The sequence below is a fragment of the Streptomyces sp. NPDC026062 genome (genome assembly GCF_055568375.1).
The window spans coordinates 1-18,820 of sequence record NZ_JBVHOQ010000016.1 but is presented as its reverse complement, the minus strand read 5'-3'; the positions used below and the strand labels follow the sequence as shown (position 1 = coordinate 18,820).

The window sequence follows — 18,820 nt, the reverse complement described above, 5'->3', positions numbered from 1 at the left end:
GCCGGAGTGCGCTGTCCGGCGGGCTCACTCGCCCCGGGACTTCACGCCGTCCGGCGGGCTCACTTGCCCTGGGGTTGCGCGGTGACCGTGACGGTCACCGTGACCGTCGGACGGGCCCCTCCGCCGCCGCTGTTACCGGCGCCGGCCGGTGCGGAGGCCGGGGGCGGCGCCGCGCAGTCGCCCAGCAGCGTCGCCCGGAACACGGTCCGGGCGCCGGCCTTCGCGGTCAGGTCACCCCGCACGCAACGGCCTTCGACCGCCTGCCGGACCTGGCCGGTCACCTTGATGTCCTGGCCGTCCTTCGTCCGGCCGTCGCAGTCGACATCCGCGACGCTCCGTGTGGTGGCGGTGGCCGAAACGGCCCGTGCGGACGCCCCGTCCGCCCCGTCACCTTCGACGTTCGCCCGGCAGGTCAGCCACCGCACCCGCACACCTTCGTGCTCCAGGGCGCGGGTGGCGGTGCCGTCCGTGGTCACGGCGATGGACGCGGTGTTCAGCCCGTCCACGGGTTCGCAGGCGGTGAGGCCCACGACGACTGCGGCCGCCAGGCAGATCACGGCCGGAAAGCGGCGGGTCGTACGGCGACCCCATGCCCTTGATGTCCCCATACGGGCAGCTTGCCAGCACTCCTGACGCAGCGGTAGACCGCTTGCGGCCACAACTGCCCCGGTGAAAAAGGGCCACTACGCCCAGCGGCCCGTACGCCCCAGCAGCAACGCTGTGGCGGCCGTACCCGCCGTCGAGGTGCGCAGAACGGTCGGCCCGAGCCGGCAGGTCCGGGCGCCCGCGGCGGCGAAAACCGCCAACTCCTCAGGTGAAACGCCCCCTTCAGGCCCCACGATCAGCACGATCTCGCCCTCTTCGGGCAGGGCGACGGTGGCCAGCGGCTCGCTGTCGTACCCCCGGTCCTCGTGCAGCACGGCCGCGAAGTCCGCTGTGGCCAGAAGCGCGGCCACCTGCTTGGTCGTCAACGCGTCCGCCACTTCGGGGAACCTGACCCGGCGCGACTGCTTACCGGCCTCGCGTGCCGTATTGCGCCACTTCGCCAGGGACTTGAGACCCCGGTCACCCTTCCACTGGGTGATGCAGCGCGCGGCCTGCCAGGGGACGATCGCGTCGACGCCGGTCTCCGTCATCGTCTCGACGGCGACCTCGCCCCGGTCCCCCTTGGGCAGTGCCTGGACGACGGTGATCCGGACAGCGGGCCGGGGTTCCTCGTGGACGGGCTCCAGACCCTCGATCACCAGCCGGTCCTTGCCCTCGGCGGCGCTCACGACCCCTTCGGCCCAGCGGCCGCGCCCGTCGGTCAGGACGACGTCCTCACCGGCGTGCAGGCGTTTCACCGAGACGGCGTGCCGGCCCTCGGGCCCTTCCAGGACGAACCCGGGCCCGTCCGGCAGCTGTTCGACGACGAAGACGGGTGCCGTCACTGTGCGCTCCTCGTGCTCAGCGCCGTCCGCGCGGCGTCCAGTTCCTCGGCGAGCAGCCTCACCAGCCGCCCGGCGGGCAGTTCGCGTGCCATCCGGTGGCCCTGCCCCGCCCACAGTGCCATGCCCTGCGCGTCACCGGCCTTGGCCGCCGCCTTGCGCAGCACGGACGTCAGATGGTGCACCTGCGGGTAGGCGGCGGGGGCGTAGGGTCCGTGCTCGCGCACGAAACGGTTGACCAGACCGCGGGCCGGGCGTCCCGAGAACGCCCGGGTCAGCGTGGTCCGGACGAACAGCGGGTTGGTGAGGGCCTGCTTGTGCAGCAGATGGGCGCCCGATTCGGGGCAGACCAGGAAGGCGGTGCCCAGCTGCGCGGCGTCGGCGCCCGCCGCCAGCACCCCGGCGATCTGGGATCCCCGCATCAGCCCGCCCGCGGCGATGACCGGTATCTGTACGGTCTCGCGGACCTGGGCCACCAGGCAGAGCAGCCCGGTCCCCGCGCCGTCGGTCTGCGGATCGTCACGGAAGGTGGACTGGTGACCGCCCGCCTCGACCCCCTGGGCGCAGACGGCGTCGGCGCCCGCCCACTGGGCGGCCTGGGCCTCCTCGGGCGAGGTGACCGTGACGACGGTGTACGTACCCGCCGCGGCGAACGCGTCGAGGGTGTCGCGGGAGGGGCAGCCGAAGGTGAAGGAGACGACCGGGACCGGGTCCTCCAGCAGGATGGCGACCTTGGCCTCGTAGCCGTCGTCGCCGCCGGTGTCGGTGTCGCCGAGCGGGGTGTCGTACCAGGTGGTCTCGCCCGCGAGCTGATTCCGGTACACCTCGACGGCCGCGGGGTCGGCGAGGTTCGGCTGCGGCATGAACAGGTTGACGCCGAAGGGCTGACCGGTGAGACCGCGCACCTGTTTGATCTCCTGGTACATGCCGTCCGTCGTCTTGTACCCGGCGGCCAGGAAGCCGAGGCCGCCGGCCTCGGAGACGGCCGCGACGAGCTGCGGACACGAGGGTCCGCCCGCCATCGGGGCCTGCACGATCGGATACCGGCAGAGATCGGTCAACGCGGATGACATGACCGCATCGTGTCATGTCCCCCGTGTCCGGTGATGCTCACCCCGCTGCCACATTTTGTCCACAATGCGGTACGGGCCCGGAAACCGGGCCCGTACGACATCACCGAGTGGGTCTAGCGGCCGTTGAACGCGTCCTTCAGGCGTGAGAACAGGCCCTGCTGGCCTGGCTGGAACTGGCCGGTGGGCCGCTCCTCGCCGCGCACCTTCGCCAGCTCGCGCAGGAGGCGCTCCTGCTCCGGGTCCATCTTCGTCGGGGTCATCACCTCGACGTGCACGATCAGGTCGCCGCGGCCGCCGCCCCGCAGGTGCGTGATGCCGCGCCCGTGCAGCGGGACGGACTGGCCGGACTGGGTGCCCGGCCGGATGTCGACCTCCTCCAGTCCGTCGAGCGTCTCCAGCGGCACCTTGGTGCCGAGAGCCGCCGCCGTCATCGGGATGGTGACCGTGCAGTGCAGATCGTCGCCGCGCCGCTGGAACACGGCGTGCGGCAGCTCATGGATCTCGACGTAGAGATCACCGGCCGGGCCGCCGCCGGGGCCGACCTCGCCCTCGCCCGCGAGCTGGATGCGGGTGCCGTTGTCGACACCCGCGGGGATCTTCACGGTGAGCGTGCGCCGCGAGCGGATGCGGCCGTCACCGGCGCACTCCGGGCACGGGGTCGGCACGACCGTACCGAAGCCCTGGCACTGGGGGCAGGGCCGCGAGGTCATGACCTGGCCGAGGAACGACCGGGTGACCTGGGAGACCTCGCCACGGCCGCGGCACATGTCACAGGTCTGGGCGGAGGTGCCGGGCGCGGCACCCTCGCCACTGCACGTCGTACAGACGACGGCCGTGTCGACCTGGATGTCCTTGGTCGTACCGAAGGCCGACTCGGCGAGGTCGATCTCCAGCCGGATCATGGCGTCCTGGCCGCGACGGGTGCGCGAACGGGGTCCGCGCTGCGACGCCGTACCGAAGAACGCGTCCATGATGTCGGAGAAGTTGCCGAAGCCACCCTGTCCGAATCCGCCCGCGCCACCGCCTCCGGAGGCGGACAGCGGGTCGCCGCCGAGGTCGTAGACCTGCTTCTTCTGAGCGTCCGACAACACCTCGTAAGCGGCGTTGATCTCCTTGAACCGCTCCTGGGTCTTCGGATCGGGGTTCACATCCGGGTGCAGCTCGCGGGCGAGCCTCCGGAATGCCTTCTTGATCTCGTCCTGCGAAGCGTCGCGGCGCACGCCGAGTACGGCGTAGTAGTCCGTGGCCACTTACGACTCCGCCAGGATCTGTCCGACGTAACGTGCCACTGCGCGTACCGCTCCCATCGTTCCGGGGTAGTCCATGCGGGTCGGTCCGACCACGCCGAGTTTGGCGACTGCCTCGTCGCCCGAACCGTAGCCGACCGCGACGACGGACGTGGAGTTGAGCCCCTCGTGGGCGTTCTCGTGCCCGATACGTACGGTCATGCCCGAGTCCTTGGCCTCGCCGAGCAGCTTCAGCAGCACGACCTGTTCCTCCAATGCCTCCAGCACCGGCCGGATCATCACAGGGAAGTCGTGCCCGAAGCGGGTCAGGTTGGAGGTGCCGCCGATCATCAGCCGCTCCTCCGTCTCCTCGACGAGGCATTCGAGGAGGACCGAGAGCACGGTGGACACGGTTCCCCGGTCCTCGCACTCGAAGGATTCCGGCAGGTCCTGCACCAGCTGCGGGACGTCAGCGAAACGGCGTCCCACGACCCTGCTGTTGAGCCGGGCCCGCAGATCGGCGAGAGAGGTCTCGCCGAACGGCGCGGGACAGTCGACCAGCCGCTGTTCGACCCGGCCGGTGTCCGTGATCAGCACGAGCATCAGCCGGGCGGGGGCCAGGGAGAGCAGTTCCACATGCCGCACCGTCGAGCGGGTCAGCGAGGGGTACTGCACGACGGCGACCTGCCGGGTCAGCTGCGCGAGCAGCCGTACGGTACGGCCCACGACATCGTCGAGGTCGACCGCGCCGTCGAGGAAATTCTGAATGGCACGGCGCTCCGGCGACGACAGGGGCTTGACGCCCGCGAGCTTGTCGACGAAGAGCCGGTAACCCTTGTCCGTCGGGATGCGTCCCGCGCTGGTGTGCGGCTGGGCGATGAAGCCCTCGTCCTCCAGCACCGCCATGTCATTGCGGACGGTGGCCGGGGAGACCCCCAGCTTGTGCCGCTCCGTGAGCGCCTTGGAGCCGACGGGCTCCTCGGTGCCGACATAGTCCTGGACGATGGCGCGCAGCACTTCGAGTCTGCGTTCGCTGAGCATCGCGCACACCTCCAGCTGTGTACCTCAGTGGTTCTCGGGCCGTTTCCGGGGCTTCTCCTGGCACTCTGTGTGTACGAGTGCCAGCAATCCCCCGGCCAGTGTACGGCGACGGGGTGGCCCCCTAGCAAGGGCGACCGGCCACGCTACCGCGAGACCGCGCAGGTCGTTGCCGATAGCGTCGTCGTATGGATGCCTCTTGGGAAGAGTTCGGCTGGGAGCGGCTCGGACACGGAGCAGGCCGGCGACGCCTTCCGGTGTGGGACGCGACGGTCGCCCTGGTGGCCGGGGCGGACGGGGTGCTGCTCTGCGACACAGGATCGTCACTCTCCGAAGCCGCCGAGGTGCGCCGCCAGACCGAGGCACTGCTGGGCCGGAGGGTGACGCATATCGCACTCAGCCACCCCCATTTCGATCATGTGCTGGGTACGGCGGCCTTCGCAGGGGCACAGGTGTACGGCGCTGCGGGCATGGTGGACGCGCTGCGGAAAGGGGCCGACGAACTGCACGCCGACGCGGTCCGCCAGGGCCTGCCCGAGCACGACGCGGCCGAGTCGGCGGACGTGCTGGTGGCGCCCGGTCACGAGGTGCACGCCGAATGGACGCTCGATCTGGGCGGCGGGCGCGAGGTGCTGCTCGTGAACGCGGGTCCCGCACACAGCGGTCACGATCTGGCGGTGCTGGTGCCCGGCGTCCCCGGCTCGCCGCCGATCGTGTTCTGCGGCGACCTGGTCGAGGAGTCCGGTGAACCGCAGGCGGGCCCGGACGCGTTCCCCGAGCGCTGGCCGGCGGCGCTGGACCGGCTGCTGGAACTGGGCGGCGAGGACGCGCTGTACGTACCGGGGCACGGGGCGGTCGTGGACGCCGCGTTCGTACGGGCCCAGCGCGAAAGCCTCGCTGCTCGGTTCGGCGTGTCGTAGCCCGCTCCCCGCATATCGTCGTCCGATGCGCAGCTACCAGCCGGACCTGACCCCGCCGTGGAAGAAGTCCGCCCCCGCCCCCGAGGTGCCCGCCGATCCCGATCTGGTCGTGGAGGACGCCGTCACCGGCTTCTGCGGTGCGGTGATCCGGTGCGAGAAGACGGCCGAGGGCCCGACGGTGACCCTGGAGGACCGTTTCGGCAAGCACCGGGTCTTCCCGATGACACCGCGCGGATTCCTGCTGGAGGGCCGGGTCGTCACGCTGGTGCGCCCGTCCGCGGGCGGCCCGGCCCGGCCCGCCCGTACGGCCTCCGGCTCGGTGGCCGTGCCCGGCGCGCGGGCGCGGGTGGCGCGGGCGGGGCGGATCTATGTGGAGGGCCGGCACGACGCCGAGCTGGTGGAGCGGGTCTGGGGCGACGACCTGCGGATCGAGGGCGTGGTCGTGGAGTACCTGGAGGGCATCGACGACCTCCCCGCGATCGTGCGCGAGTTCTCACCGGGCCCGGACGCGCGGCTCGGGGTGCTGGTCGACCATCTCGTACCGGGCTCGAAGGAGTCCCGGATCGCGGCACAGATCTCGGACGGGAACGTGCTGGTGGTCGGCCACCCGTACATCGACGTGTGGGAGGCCGTGAAGCCGTCGTCCGTCGGTATTCCTGGCTGGCCGGTGGTGCCGCACGGCCAGGACTGGAAGACGGGTGTGTGCCGGTCGCTGGGGTGGCCGGAAAACACCGGTGCGGCGTGGCAGCACATCCTGTCGCGGGTGCGGTCCTACAAGGACCTGGAGCCGGAGCTGCTGGGGTGTGTGGAGCATCTGATCGACCATGTGACCGTGCCCCCCACCGCTTGAGGCCCCTCCGACGGTTGAGGAGCGGGGGCGGGGCGGAGCAGGGCCGGGGCGGAGCCCCCAGCCCCGTCCCAGCGCCTCAGTCCACCAGGTCCCGCACCACCGCGTCCGCCAGCAGCCGCCCCCGCAGGGTCAGCACGGCCCGGCCCTCCGCGAACGGCCCAGGCTCCAGCCGTCCGTCCGCCACCGCCCGCCCGGCGGCCGCCAGCCCGGCCGGGGCGAGGAGCGAGAGCGGGCAGCCGTCGACGAGCCGCAGCTCCAGCAGGATGCGCTCGACGCGACGGTCCTCGGCGGAGAGGACCTCGCGGCCCGCGCCGGGTGAGCGCCCCTCGGCCAGCGCCTGCGCGTACGCACCCGGGTGCTTCACGTTCCACCAGCGCACACCGCCGACGTGGCTGTGCGCGCCGGGTCCGGCGCCCCACCAGTCGGCGCCGCGCCAGTACAGCTCGTTGTGCAGACAGCGGCCCTCGGGGGTCCGGGCCCAGTTCGACACCTCGTACCAGGAGAAGCCCGCGGCGGCCATCGCCTCGTCCGCGATGAGATAGCGGTCGGCGTGCGCGTCGTCGTCCGTCATCGGGATCTCGCCGCGCTTGATCCGGCGGGCCAGCTGGGTGCCCTCCTCGACGATCAGGGCGTACGCCGACACATGGTCGGGGCCTGCGCCGATCGCCGCGTCGAGGGAGGCGCGCCAGTCGTCGTCGGACTCCCCCGGGGTGCCGTAGATCAGGTCGAGGTTGACGTGGTCGAAGCCGGCCGCCCTGGCCTCGGCGACACAGGCCTCGGGCCGGCCCGGGGTGTGAGTGCGGTCGAGGATCTTCAGGACGTGCTGCCGGGCGCTCTGCATGCCGAAGGAGATCCGGTTGAAGCCGCCTTCGCGCAGCTCGGCCAGGTAGGCGGGGCCGACGGACTCCGGGTTGGCCTCGGTGGTGATCTCGGCATCGTCCGCGAGGCCGAACTCCTCCCGGATCGCGGCCAGCATCCGGACCAGGTCGGCGGCGGCCAGGAGCGTCGGCGTTCCGCCTCCGACGAAGACCGTACGGACCTGCCGGGGGTCGTCGCCGAGGACCTTGCGGGCATGGCGGACCTCGCCGACGAGGTGGGAGGCGTAGTTGTCCCGGGAGGCGAGCGCACCGCCGGAGCCGCGCAGCTCGGTCGCGGTGTAGGTGTTGAAGTCGCAGTAGCCGCAGCGGGTCGCGCAGTACGGCACATGCAGGTAGAAGCCGAGCGGGCGGCCGGCTGCGCCTTCCAGGGCATGGCGGGGCAGCGCCCCGTCGTCGGGCACGGGCTCACCATCGGGCAGTACGGAAGGCATACCGTCCATTGTCGCGCGCCGCCCGGCAACCGGACGCCACGCCCGGGACGGGCTACTGGGCCTGGAGGACGAGCAGGGCCAGATCGTCGTCCGGCGGGCGCTCGGCGAACGCGTGGACGGCGTGCTTGATGCGGTCCGCGATGCCTTCCGCGGTGAGCCCCGCGCAGCCGGAGAGCGCCTGCGCCAGTCCGTCGCCGTCATCGAACATCAGCTGCCCGGAGCGCCGTTCCGTCACCCCGTCCGTGACGCACAGGAGGCTGTCGCCGGGGGCCAGGTCGAAGCTCTGGGTCTCGTACACGGCATCGTCCATGACGCCGAGGAGCAGCTGGGGTTCGGCGGCCGGGCGCACCGTCCCGTCGGGGCGCAGCAGCAGCGGGAGCGGGTGGCCGGCGCTGACCAGGGTGCAGCGCGCGCCACCGCCGGGGAGCGGCACGAGTTCCCCGTACAGCAGGGAGAGGAACCGGGACTGCCCGCTGTCCGCCGAGTGCTGGCCGCCGGCGGCTGCGACCATCAGCGCGGCCGCCTCGGCGGCCTCCATCGCGTCGTCGAGGAGGAGCCGGTTGAGGCGGACCAGGACCTCGTCGGCCTGGAAGCCCTCCCGGGCCAGCAGCCGCAGCCAGGGGCGGGCGAGCCCGGTCACGACGGCAGCTTCGGGGCCGCTGCCCTGGACGTCGCCGAGTACGAAGCACCAGCGGTCGTTGGGGCACGGGAAAATGTCGTAGAAGTCACCGCCGACCACCCCGTCGTCGCTGGGTTCGTAGACCAGGGAACTGGCGACGCCGGGTATGTCGGCGACCTTGCTGGGCAGCAGTCCGCGCTGGAGGATGCGGCTGATGGTGGCCTGCCGGGTGTAGGCGCGGGCGGCGCCGACGGCGAGGCCGACCCTGCGTACGAAGTCCTCGATGAGCGCCGTGACCTCGTCGGGGACGCGGGCGATGCCTCCGCGGCCGAGGTAGACGGCGCCCAGGGTGCGGCCCCCCGAGGTGATCCGGTAGGCGAGGGCGACGCCTTCGGTCCCGTCCGGCTGCCCGCCGTCCTCGGCGCTGCCGGGCCACGGCATCGAGACGGGTCCTGTCCCCACCCGCTCGGGAAGCCGGAGCGGGTCGCCCTCCAGCAGGGTGCGCAGCGGCTGGATGCGGGTCTCGTCGGCGTGCCAGACCTTGGCGAGCCTGGGAACGGCCGCGCGGCCCGCGGTCTCGGGTTCCAGCCAGATCGCGCACCAGTCGGCGAGCCGGGGCACGAGTAACTGTCCGGCGAGCGCCGCCACGATGTCCTCGTCGAGCTGGCCGGTCAGCAGGTCCGAGGCCTCGGCGAGGAACGACAGCGCGCCTCGGCCCGCCCAGTCCGCGTCGTCGCGCAGGGCGCGGCGGGCGGTGGGGGCGAGCAGTTCGGCGGCGCGCAGTCCGTGCTGGAATCCGGCCTCCGGGCGGGCGTCGGGAAAGGGGTTCCAGTCGTCGACGGGGAGCCGGGCCCAGACGGTCTTGAGGCCGGTGCGGTAGGTGATGCCCCAGCGCTCGGCGAGGGTGGCGACGAGTTCCAGACCGCGCCCGTACTCGGCGGGCTCTCCCGGCCCGTCCTCGTCCCCGGGGCCGTTCTCGGGGTGGTCGCTGCGCACGGCGCGGGCCGGGTGGTGGTCGGAGACCTCCAGCACCAGCGCGGAGGCCTCTTCCTCGGTCGCCTCCTCCAGCCGGAAGAGCAGTTCGACGTTGGTCCCGGCGTGCACGACCGCGTTGGTGACCAGTTCGCTGACGACGACCGCCGCGTCGTCGGACAGCCGCTCGCTGAAGCCGACGGCCGCGGGCAGTCCGAGCCCGCTCCACTCGGCGAGCGCCGCCGCGACGAACTGCCGGGCCGCGGAGGGCGCGAGCAGGTTCCCGGGCAGGCTCGTGCGGGCGGTGGGCTGTGTCCCCGTGGACGCGCCAGTGGTTCCGGGACGTTGCACGATGTCCCGCTGCAAGGGAATGGGCCCCACAGGACGGCTCCTGACCTGTTCTCGCTCTGCCTGTTCTCCGTCAGGGCCTGTACCGAGTTGCCCCGTGGAGGAAGGAGCGGCGCCGGGCGCGTGCGCCCGGCGTGCGCCGGAGCGTCCTCGTGGCGGACCCACGTGGGCGTTTCGGCAGGCCGCGAGCGTGCGTGCCCGGCGCCGCGACGCCAGGGGCAACTCGGTACAGGCCCTTTGCGCCGCTGACGACACCGACAGAGTGACAGATCGGCCACTCTCATACGCGTCGAGTTACTGAAGTGAGTGGCAGAACACGGCCCCCGGAACGAGGTCCGGCCCCCGCGCGCGGGACGCGGGGGCCGGGTCGGGGGGCGCAGTGCCTGTTCGGACGTCCGTCGTCCGGCATCCGGCGTGCGCGTCGCGGGACGTGGCGGCCGGGGGCCGGCCGCCGGGGCCGGGAACAGGCCGGACGCCGGACGCCGGGAACAGGCCAGAAGACCGTTACGCCTCCCGGGAGCCCGCGTACATGCCGTCGATCAGGTCCTTGTACACGCGCTCGACGACCGGCCGCTTCAGTTTGAGGCTCGGGGTGACCTCGCCGTGCTCGATGTCGAGGTCGCGCGGAAGGAGCCGGAACTGCTTGATCGTCTGCCAGCGCTGAAGTCCCTCGTTGAGGCGCTTCACATAGCCGTCGATGAGCTCGACGGTCTGCGGGGACGCCACGACGTCCGCGTACGACTTCCCCTCCATGCCGTTCTCGGCGGCCCAGCCGAGGATGGTCGGCTCGTCGAGGGCGATGAGCGCGGTGCAGAAGTTACGGTCCGCGCCGTGCACCAGGATGTTGGAGACGAACGGGCAGACCGCCTTGAACTGGCCCTCGACCTCGGCCGGCGCGATGTACTTGCCGCCGGACGTCTTGATCAGGTCCTTCTTGCGGTCGGTGATCCGCAGATAGCCGTCCACGGACAGTTCTCCGATGTCACCGGTGTGGAACCAGCCGTCGGCCTCCAGCACCTCGGCCGTCTTCTCCGGCAGCCCCTGGTAGCCCTGCATCACGCCGGGGCTGCGCAGAAGGATCTCGCCGTCGTCGGCGATCCGGACCTCGGTGCCGGAAAGCGGCTTGCCGACGGTGCCGGTGCGGTAGGCCTCGCCCGGGTTGACGAAGGAGGCCGCGCTCGTCTCGGTCAGGCCGTAGCCCTCCAGGATGTGGATGCCGGCGCCCGCGAAGAAGAAGCCGATGTCGGGGGCGAGCGCGGCGGAGCCCGAGATACAGGCGCGGAGCCGGCCGCCGAAGGCCTCGCGGATCTTCGCGAAGACGAGGCCGTCGGCCACCTTGTGCTTGGCACCGAGCGCGAAGGGCACGGAGGCGGTGCCGGTGCGCCGGAAATTGTCCTGGGAGACCTTCGCGTACTCGCGGGCGACCCCTGCCGCCCAGAGGAAGATCTTGTACTTGGCTCCGCCGCCGGCGCGGGCCTTGGCCGCGACGCCGTTGTAGACCTTCTCGAAGATCCGGGGGACGGCCGCCATGTAGGTCGGCTGGACGATCGGCAGGTTCTCGATGATCTTGTCGACCCGGCCGTCGACGGCGGTGACGTGCCCCACCTCGATCTGGCCGGAGGTGAGGACCTTGCCGAAGACGTGCGCGAGCGGCAGCCAGAGGTACTGGACGTCGTCCTTGGTGATCAGCCCGGTGGCGATGGTCGCCTTGGCCATGTACGACCAGTTGTCGTGCGGCAGCCGTACGCCCTTGGGACGGCCGGTGGTGCCCGAGGTGTAGATGAGGGTCGCGAGCTGCTCGGAAGTGATCGCGTCGACCCGCTCGGTGATCGCGGCGGGGTTCTTGGCCAGATGCTCGGTGCCCAGGGCCTCCAGTTCGGCCAGTGTGAGCACCCAGCCCTCCGGGTCGCCCTCGGCCGGTCCGGCGCCCTCGGCGTCGATGACGACGACATGGGCGAGGTTCGGCAGCTCGTCGCGGCGCTCCCGGGCCTTGGCCAGCTGCACGGCGTCCTCGGCGATCAGTACCCGGCTCTCGGAGTCGGAGAGGATGAACGCCGACTCCTCCGTGTTGGTCGAGGGGTAGATCGTGGTGGTCGCGGCGCCCGCGCACATGACCCCGAGGTCGACGAGGATCCATTCGACCCGGGTGCTCGCGGCGAGCGCGACGCGCTCCTCCGGCCGCACGCCCAGCGCGATCAGCCCGGCCGCCACCGCGTAGACCCGTTCGGCGGCCTGCGCCCAGCTGAGCGACTTCCACTCGTCGGGCCCCTGACCGGCGGCCGCGGGGACGGGGTAGCGGTAGGCCTCCCCGTCCGGGGTGGCTGCCACCCGGTCGATGAAGAGGGTCGCCACGGAGGGCGGACGGTTCTCGATCATGGTCTGTGTGTCGCTCACGACATCCTCCGGGCCTGCGGCAGTGCTTCACGACGGGCTGCTGGGTTGGGGTGTGCTCTCCGCTTACGTCTGCGTACTTGACGGCGCTTGTTTAACTGGCGAGTAACTACGAAGCCGTGATCAGAGTAAAGCGCCCACGCGCCCCGCGTAAGAGGCAACAGGCCCCCGCTTCATAACGAACGGGCCCCCGCGGCGCAGCGTTCCGCGCTGCGGGGACCCGTTCGCCTACCGGCCGGTGGGAAGCGGCGGGCGAGGCTCTGTGCCGCCTCGCCGCCACGCCTGCCCACTACTTCTTGGCCTTGCCCTCCCCGGCGGACTCGTCGGTCGACAGCACGGAGATGAACGCGTCCTGCGGCACCTCCACATTGCCGACCATCTTCATCCGCTTCTTGCCTTCCTTCTGCTTCTCCAGCAGCTTCCGCTTACGGGAGATGTCACCGCCGTAGCACTTGGCGAGGACGTCCTTGCGGATGGCGCGGACGGTCTCACGGGCGATGACCCGGGAGCCGATGGCCGCCTGGATCGGCACCTCGAAGTTCTGCCTCGGGATGAGCTTCTGCAGCTTGGCGACGAGCCGGACGCCGTACGCGTACGCCTTGTCCTTGTGCGTGACCGCGGAGAACGCGTCGACCTTGTCGCCGTGCAGCAGGATGTCGACCTTGACGAGCTGGGCGGACTGCTCGCCGGTGGGCTCGTAGTCGAGGGAGGCGTAACCCCGCGTCTTGGACTTCAGCTGGTCGAAGAAGTCGAAGACGATCTCGGCGAGCGGCAGGGTGTAGCGGATCTCGACACGGTCCTCGGAGAGGTAGTCCATGCCCAGGAGCGTGCCCCGGCGCTGCTGGCAGAGCTCCATGATCGCGCCGATGAACTCACTGGGCGCCAGGACCGTGGCCCGGACGACCGGCTCGTGCACCTTGTCGATCTTGCCCTCGGGGAACTCGCTCGGGTTGGTGACGGTGTGCTCGGTGCCGTCCTCCATCTCGACGCGGTAGACCACGTTGGGAGCGGTCGCGATGAGGTCGAGACCGAACTCGCGCTCCAGCCGCTCACGGACGACGTCGAGGTGGAGCAGGCCGAGGAAGCCGACCCGGAAACCGAAGCCGAGCGCGGCGGAGGTCTCCGGCTCGTACACCAGCGCGGCGTCGTTGAGCTGGAGCTTGTCCAGGGCCTCGCGCAGGTCCGGGTAGTCCGATCCGTCCAGCGGGTAGAGACCCGAGAACACCATCGGCTTGGGGTCCTTGTAGCCGCCCAGCGCCTCGGTCGCCCCGTTGCTCAGGGAGGTGATCGTGTCACCGACCTTGGACTGCCTGACGTCCTTCACACCGGTGATGATGTAGCCGACCTCACCGACGCCGATGCCGTCGGACGGGGTCATCTCCGGGGAGGAGACACCGATCTCCAGCAGCTCGTGGGTGGCTCCGGTCGACATCATCCGGATGCGCTCGCGCTTGTTCAGCTGGCCGTCGACGACTCGGACGTACGTGACGACACCTCGGTACGCGTCATAGACCGAGTCGAAGATCATCGCGCGGGCCGGGGCGTCGGCCTTGCCGACGGGCGCCGGGACGTCCCTGACCACCCGGTCGAGCAGCGCGTCCACGCCCACGCCGGTCTTCGCGGAGACCTTGAGGACGTCCTCGGGCTGGCAGCCGATGAGGTTGGCCAGCTCCTCGGAGAACTTCTCGGGCTGGGCGGCCGGGAGGTCGATCTTGTTGAGCACCGGGACGATGGTGAGGTCGTTCTCCATCGCCAGATAGAGGTTGGCCAGCGTCTGGGCCTCGATGCCCTGCGCGGCGTCGACCAGCAGGACCGTGCCCTCACAGGCGGCCAGGGACCGGGAGACCTCGTAGGTGAAGTCGACGTGTCCCGGAGTGTCGATCATGTTGAGGACGTGGGTGCTGCCCTGGCCCTCGCCGGTCGTGGGCGCCCAGGGCAGTCGTACCGCCTGGGACTTGATGGTGATGCCACGCTCGCGCTCGATGTCCATCCGGTCGAGGTACTGAGCGCGCATCTGCCGCTGGTCGACCACACCGGTCAGCTGAAGCATCCGGTCGGCAAGGGTCGACTTGCCGTGGTCGATGTGCGCGATGATGCAGAAGTTACGGATCAGCGCCGGGTCGGTACGGCTCGGCTCGGGCACGTGGAGAGGAGTCGCGGGCACGCAGGGTCCTGATTCTTGAGACGCCGAACGCCGTGTCTCGGGTCGATGTCGGGTCGGTCGGATCTGTACGTAGCCTCCATCGTCCCACGCCTGCGGGGTGAAGACCGGTTTGGGCCGGTCGGAGTGCGACTGCTACCGTGGACAGCTGTGCCTCGTGACTCTCGGGCCGCGAGGACACACACCGAAGATCCAACGAACCTGAAAAGGCTCTTTTCGTGGCGAACATCAAGTCCCAGATCAAGCGGAACAAGACGAACGAGAAGGCGCGCCTGCGCAACAAGGCCGTCAAGTCCTCGCTCAAGACCGCGATCCGCAAGGCCCGCGAGGCCGTCGTAGCGGGCGACGTCGAGAAGGCCACTGTGGCCGTTCGCGACGCTTCGCGCGCGCTCGACAAGGCTGTCTCGAAGGGTGTCATCCACAAGAACGCCGCCGCCAACAAGAAGTCGGCGCTGGCCACCAAGGTTGCCACCCTCCAGGGCTGAGCATTCTGATGTGATCGCCGGAACGGACCAAGCGGGCCCTCTCTCCCGTTCCTGACCGGCACCCCGCGCCGCACACCGAACCTGCGTTCGCCACGCGGGTGCGGCGCACCAAGCGCAGAGCGAAGGCCCCGGCCGACCCCCTCCCCAGGGGGACGGCCGGGGCCTTCGGCGTACCGCCGCACCACAGCGACGCCACCCGCCCACACCGCGCCCGGCCCACCCTGGCCGGTCCGCCCCGACCGGATCCGCCCCGGCCCGGATCTTCGGCCGGACCCGGCCCGGGTGGAGGCCGGCCAAGCCCCTCGGCCTCCACCTCGCCGGGGCGTACCGCTACCGCCCTGCCCGCCCCACTCGCGCCGCCCTCGCCACCGCGACCACGGCCTTCTCCAGCGCGTACTCCGGGTCGTCCCCGCCGCCCTTGACCCCCGCGTCCGCGTCAGCGACCGCTCGCAGCGCCACCGACACCCCGTCCGGCGTCCATCCCCGCGTCTGCTGGCGCACCCGGTCGATCTTCCACGGGGGCATGCCCAGCTCACGGGCGAGGTCCGCCGGCCGCCCCCCGCGTGCCGACAAGAGCTTGCCGATCCCCCGTACCCCCTGCGCGAGCGCGCTGGTGATCAGAACAGGGGCCACGCCGGTCGACAACGACCAGCGCAGGGCCTCCAGGGCCTCCGCCGCCCGGCCCTCGACCGCGCGGTCCGCCACCGTGAAGCTCGACGCCTCCGCGCGCCCCGTGTAGTACCGCCCGACGACGGCCTCGTCGATCGTGCCCTCGACGTCCGCGACAAGCTGTGAAGCCGCGCTCGCCAGCTCCCGCAGATCACTGCCGATGGAGTCGACCAGCGCCTGACACGCCTCGGGTGTGGCGGAGCGTCCCAGCGTCCGGAACTCGCCCCGCACGAAGGAGAGGCGCTCGGCGGGCTTGGTGGTCTTCGGGCACGCGACCTCCCGCGCCCCGGCCTTGCGTGCCGCGTCGAGCAGCCCCTTACCCTTGGCGCCGCCCGCGTGCAGCAGCATGAGGATGATCTCCTCGACCGGGTCGTCGAGATACTTCTTGACGTCCTTGACCGTGTCGGCGGAGAGATCCTGCGCGTTGCGCACGATCACGACCTTGCGCTCGGCGAAGAGCGAAGGGCTCGTCAGCTCGGCAAGGGTGCCCGGCTGGAGCTGGTCGGATGTGAGGTCGCGGACGTCCGTGTCGGCGTCGGAGGCGCGGGCCGCCGCCACCACTTGCTGCACGGCGCGGTCCAGGAGCAGGTCCTCCTGCCCCACGGCGAGCGTGAGAGGGGCGAGCGGGTCGTCGGTGGAATTCCTTCTGGTGGCCATCGTCGTCCAGCATCCCACGGGCCACTGACAGTACGGCCGCTGGCAGTACGGCCGCTGGCAGTACAGCCGCTGGCAGTACGGCCGCGGCCGGGTGGGCCGGGACGGCCCGGGCGGCCGAGCCGACGCCGGGGTAGCCATCCCGGCCAGGGTAGCCGGGGTAGCCATCCCGGCCGAGGCAGCCGGGTCGGCCGAGATGGCCGAGCGGGCGGCGAGCCGGCCGGGGCGACCGGGCAGGCGGCGGGACGGCCCGGGCGGCCGAGCCGACGCCGGGTTGGCAGGGGCACTTCGGCACGTACCCGAGAATGGACGGGTGAGCGATGTGAGACATGTGCTGGTGCTGCCCGACCGCGATGCCGCGGAGGAGGCGGCCGGAGAGCTGCCCGACCGGTTCGGGGTCGCCGAGGAACCGCAGCTCGTACGCGACGCGCTGGCCGGTGAGGACGATGCCGAGGACGCCCAGTGGCTGGTCGTCGTCGAGGATCCGGACCGCCGCCTGGACGCTGCGGCACTCGACGCGTTCGCCGCGGAGTACGAGGGCTGGCTGGAGGCCCCGTAGCCGGCGTCACCCCGGCCACCGCTCCGGGCCGGCCGGGTCAGCTCTTCGGAACGATCTGGATGTCCATGTCGATCGAGATGCTGGAACCGACCGCCGCGATGCCACGGGCCAGCATCGTCTGCCAGGTGAGGGTGAAGTCCTCGCGGTGCAGCTCGGTGGTGGCGCGGCAGGCGGCGCGGGTCTCGCCCTCCAGGCCGTTGCCGACGCCGAGGTACTGGGTGTCCAGCGTCACCGTACGGCTCACCCCGTGCAGGGTGAGCGCGCCGCTCACACCCCAGCGGGTACCGCCCCGGTGGACGAAACGGTCGCTGTAGAACTCCAGCGTCGGATAGCGGCCCACATCGAGGAAGTCGCTCGAACGCAGGTGGTCGTCCCGCATCTGGACGTTCGTGTCGATCGACGCCGCGTCGATGATCACGTGCATGGCCGAGTTCTCCATGCGGTCCGCGATCCGGACCGCGCCCGCGAAGTTGTTGAACCGGCCGTGGATACGGGCCATTCCGATGTGCCGGGCCGTGAACCCGATCTGGGAGTGCATCGGCTCGATCTCCCACTCGCCCGGGTCGGGCAGCTGCGGGGGCGTGGCGACCTGGAGGGTCACATCGCCCAGGCCCGAGAGAGCGCCTTCGGAAACCACTGCCGAACCGTGGAACGGGGTGAACCCCTCCGCCGTGACAGCCAGCCGGTACTCCCCCGCCGGCACCGTGGCGAGAACATTGCCGAACGGATCCGTCTCCCCGCCGACGACCTTGCGCCCCGCGGCGTCCGTAACGACGAACTCCGCCTGCTGCACCGCCTCGTTGACCGGGTCGAGCACCCGGCAGCTGAGGACACCCGCAGAGTCCGGTACGGCAAGTCCGGCGAGGGCGTTGCCGTGTACGGCACCCGTCGTACCCCTGTTTCCGAACCAACGGCCGAACATCTGCGCACACTCCCGGGGGCGGTTTCACCTCGGGCCGAAGGACTGGACGTCGTTGTCGGAACAGCGGCCCGCCGACGAGCATGCATTCGATCACCCTTGTGGCGTTCGAGGCAAACAGAGCGGCTCGCGCGGGCTTGGGTGCACGTGTTACCGAAGGTCCGAATTGGTCGTTCCGCTTGCGTGTGTCACCGGTTCGGCACGGAAACGCCAGCCCCTCCCTCGGGCGGCAGCCGGTCGAGGAACACTCCGAAGTGCTCGCGGTAGGCGGCGAGTACCTCCTCATCGCTTCCCAGCCGTGTCTCATGGCGTTCCGTACCCACCGTCGTAAGGAGCCTGCGGCCTTTGAGCGTGATCCGCCCGGTGGCGGTGAAACGCGAGCAGACCGGCGAGCGGGTGAAGCCGGAGTCGGGTGAGGTCCGGTGGTACCAGGCTCCGGCCCGGAAGTCGTCCAGCGCCCGGGGACGCGGGTCCAGACGGAACTGGGGCGCACCGTCCCGCACCACATCGACGTCCCCGTAGTCCTCGCCGCCGTCGCAGCCCTCGCGGCTCGCAACGCCATCGCCGCCGCCCTCGGCGGGGGCCGGCGCGATCCGGAAGGTGCCGCGCGGGTCCACCTGGTCCGTGCGGTCGTCGAGCGCGAGCGGATGCTGGGCATGGTCGCCGAAGCCGGCATCGGCCAGCCAGGGCCCTGTGCCGTCGTCCGTCTCCACCCGCAGCGCCATGTGGTCGTACGGGATTCCGAGCCGTCCCGCTTCGCCGTGGACCCGCGCCTGGAGCAGCGTGACGCGGAAGCCGAGCGCCCGCAGCAGTGCGGCGAAGGCGCCGTTGAGTTCGTAGCAGAACCCGCCCCGGCGGTCCGCCACGATCTTGTCGAGGAGCGCCCCCTCCTCCAGCACGATGTCTTCGCCGAGGTGGATCGAGAGGTTCTCGAAGGGCACGGTGGTGAGGTGGCGCAGCTGCAGCTCGCGCAGCGCCTGGGCATCGGGGCGCGCGGGCCGGGTGGCGCCGATGCGCTCCAGGTAGGCGTCGGCGGTCTGCGGGGGTCGCGGGTCCATGCGGGCAGTCTGACCCGGCGAGCACCGGCCTGCCATAAGACGGTGGTCCTAGGTTCTGTCGTCAAATGATCTTGTGTGGTGGATCATGGTCGGGTGATACGTCGCCATGAACTGTCGGATGCCGAGTGGGAGTTCGTCCGCC

At 71.1% G+C, this 18,820-nt stretch carries 16 protein-coding genes; 4 read left to right on the top strand and 12 right to left on the bottom strand.

The features are described 5' to 3' along the window. Positions 1–59 precede the first annotated feature (59 nt). The 5 genes from ACZ4LX_RS16590 to hrcA all read right to left on the bottom strand — a co-directional run bounded on the left by ACZ4LX_RS16590 (position 60) and on the right by hrcA (position 4,767). Complete coding sequence (locus ACZ4LX_RS16590; protein WP_467642168.1) at positions 60–608, bottom strand: hypothetical protein; 549 nt, start codon at positions 606–608, stop codon at positions 60–62. A gap of 75 nt (positions 609–683) precedes the next feature. Then, positions 684–1,430 (bottom strand): 16S rRNA (uracil(1498)-N(3))-methyltransferase, encoded by a 747-nt coding sequence (locus tag ACZ4LX_RS16585; RefSeq protein WP_467642170.1) that lies wholly within the window; start codon positions 1,428–1,430, stop codon positions 684–686. Further along, positions 1,427–2,500 carry a nitronate monooxygenase gene (locus ACZ4LX_RS16580; RefSeq protein ID WP_467642172.1) on the bottom strand — a complete coding sequence of 358 codons (1,074 nt, stop codon included), beginning with the start codon at positions 2,498–2,500 and terminating at the stop codon, positions 1,427–1,429. Before ACZ4LX_RS16580 ends, ACZ4LX_RS16585 begins: the two co-directional genes overlap by 4 nt. A gap of 113 nt (positions 2,501–2,613) precedes the next feature. Continuing rightward, positions 2,614–3,750 carry a molecular chaperone DnaJ gene (dnaJ, locus tag ACZ4LX_RS16575; protein ID WP_467642174.1) on the bottom strand — a complete coding sequence of 379 codons (1,137 nt, stop codon included), beginning with the start codon at positions 3,748–3,750 and terminating at the stop codon, positions 2,614–2,616. Then, a complete protein-coding gene (gene hrcA, locus ACZ4LX_RS16570; RefSeq protein ID WP_467642176.1) occupies positions 3,751–4,767 on the bottom strand; it encodes a heat-inducible transcriptional repressor HrcA in 1,017 nt (338 codons plus the stop codon). It abuts the gene before it with no gap. A 185-nt stretch (positions 4,768–4,952) separates the two neighbouring features. Between hrcA and ACZ4LX_RS16565 the strand changes: the two genes are divergently transcribed. Together ACZ4LX_RS16565 and ACZ4LX_RS16560 are read left to right on the top strand one after the other, a co-directional pair. Then, entirely contained in the window at positions 4,953–5,684 is a 732-nt protein-coding gene (locus ACZ4LX_RS16565) for an MBL fold metallo-hydrolase (protein ID WP_467642178.1), read from the top strand. A gap of 25 nt (positions 5,685–5,709) precedes the next feature. Beyond that, positions 5,710–6,534 (top strand): DUF3097 domain-containing protein, encoded by an 825-nt coding sequence (locus ACZ4LX_RS16560; protein ID WP_467642179.1) that lies wholly within the window; start codon positions 5,710–5,712, stop codon positions 6,532–6,534. A 76-nt stretch (positions 6,535–6,610) separates the two neighbouring features. Here the strand turns inward: ACZ4LX_RS16560 and hemW are convergent, their stop codons facing one another. From hemW to lepA, 4 genes are all read right to left on the bottom strand, one after another. Then, on the bottom strand, positions 6,611–7,843 hold the full coding sequence (gene hemW / locus ACZ4LX_RS16555) for a radical SAM family heme chaperone HemW (protein WP_467642180.1): 1,233 nt from the start codon (positions 7,841–7,843) through the stop codon (positions 6,611–6,613). Positions 7,844–7,895: 52 nt separating this feature from the next. Further along, positions 7,896–9,800 carry a SpoIIE family protein phosphatase gene (locus ACZ4LX_RS16550; protein WP_467642220.1) on the bottom strand — a complete coding sequence of 635 codons (1,905 nt, stop codon included), beginning with the start codon at positions 9,798–9,800 and terminating at the stop codon, positions 7,896–7,898. Positions 9,801–10,286: 486 nt separating this feature from the next. Continuing rightward, positions 10,287–12,176 (bottom strand): AMP-dependent synthetase/ligase, encoded by a 1,890-nt coding sequence (locus ACZ4LX_RS16545; protein ID WP_467642182.1) that lies wholly within the window; start codon positions 12,174–12,176, stop codon positions 10,287–10,289. Between the two features lie 286 nt (positions 12,177–12,462). Beyond that, entirely contained in the window at positions 12,463–14,337 is a 1,875-nt protein-coding gene (lepA, locus tag ACZ4LX_RS16540; protein ID WP_467642184.1) for a translation elongation factor 4, read from the bottom strand. A gap of 215 nt (positions 14,338–14,552) precedes the next feature. Here lepA and rpsT point away from each other — a divergent pair, with 215 nt between their 5' ends. Then, entirely contained in the window at positions 14,553–14,819 is a 267-nt protein-coding gene (rpsT, locus tag ACZ4LX_RS16535; RefSeq protein WP_266778644.1) for a 30S ribosomal protein S20, read from the top strand. A gap of 330 nt (positions 14,820–15,149) precedes the next feature. Here rpsT and holA read toward each other — a convergent pair whose 3' ends face one another. Continuing rightward, positions 15,150–16,145 (bottom strand): DNA polymerase III subunit delta, encoded by a 996-nt coding sequence (gene holA / locus ACZ4LX_RS16530; RefSeq protein ID WP_467642186.1) that lies wholly within the window; start codon positions 16,143–16,145, stop codon positions 15,150–15,152. Positions 16,146–16,455: 310 nt separating this feature from the next. Between holA and ACZ4LX_RS16525 the strand changes: the two genes are divergently transcribed. Further along, positions 16,456–16,701: a hypothetical protein gene (locus tag ACZ4LX_RS16525; RefSeq protein ID WP_467642188.1), complete on the top strand. Its 246-nt coding sequence runs from the start codon at positions 16,456–16,458 to the stop codon at positions 16,699–16,701. Between the two features lie 37 nt (positions 16,702–16,738). Here ACZ4LX_RS16525 and ACZ4LX_RS16520 read toward each other — a convergent pair whose 3' ends face one another. After that, positions 16,739–17,623 carry a YceI family protein gene (locus ACZ4LX_RS16520; RefSeq protein WP_467642190.1) on the bottom strand — a complete coding sequence of 295 codons (885 nt, stop codon included), beginning with the start codon at positions 17,621–17,623 and terminating at the stop codon, positions 16,739–16,741. A gap of 185 nt (positions 17,624–17,808) precedes the next feature. Then, positions 17,809–18,678, bottom strand: coding sequence for an arylamine N-acetyltransferase family protein (locus tag ACZ4LX_RS16515; RefSeq protein ID WP_467642192.1), 870 nt, complete (start codon positions 18,676–18,678; stop codon positions 17,809–17,811). Between the last annotated feature and the right edge of the window lie 142 nt (positions 18,679–18,820).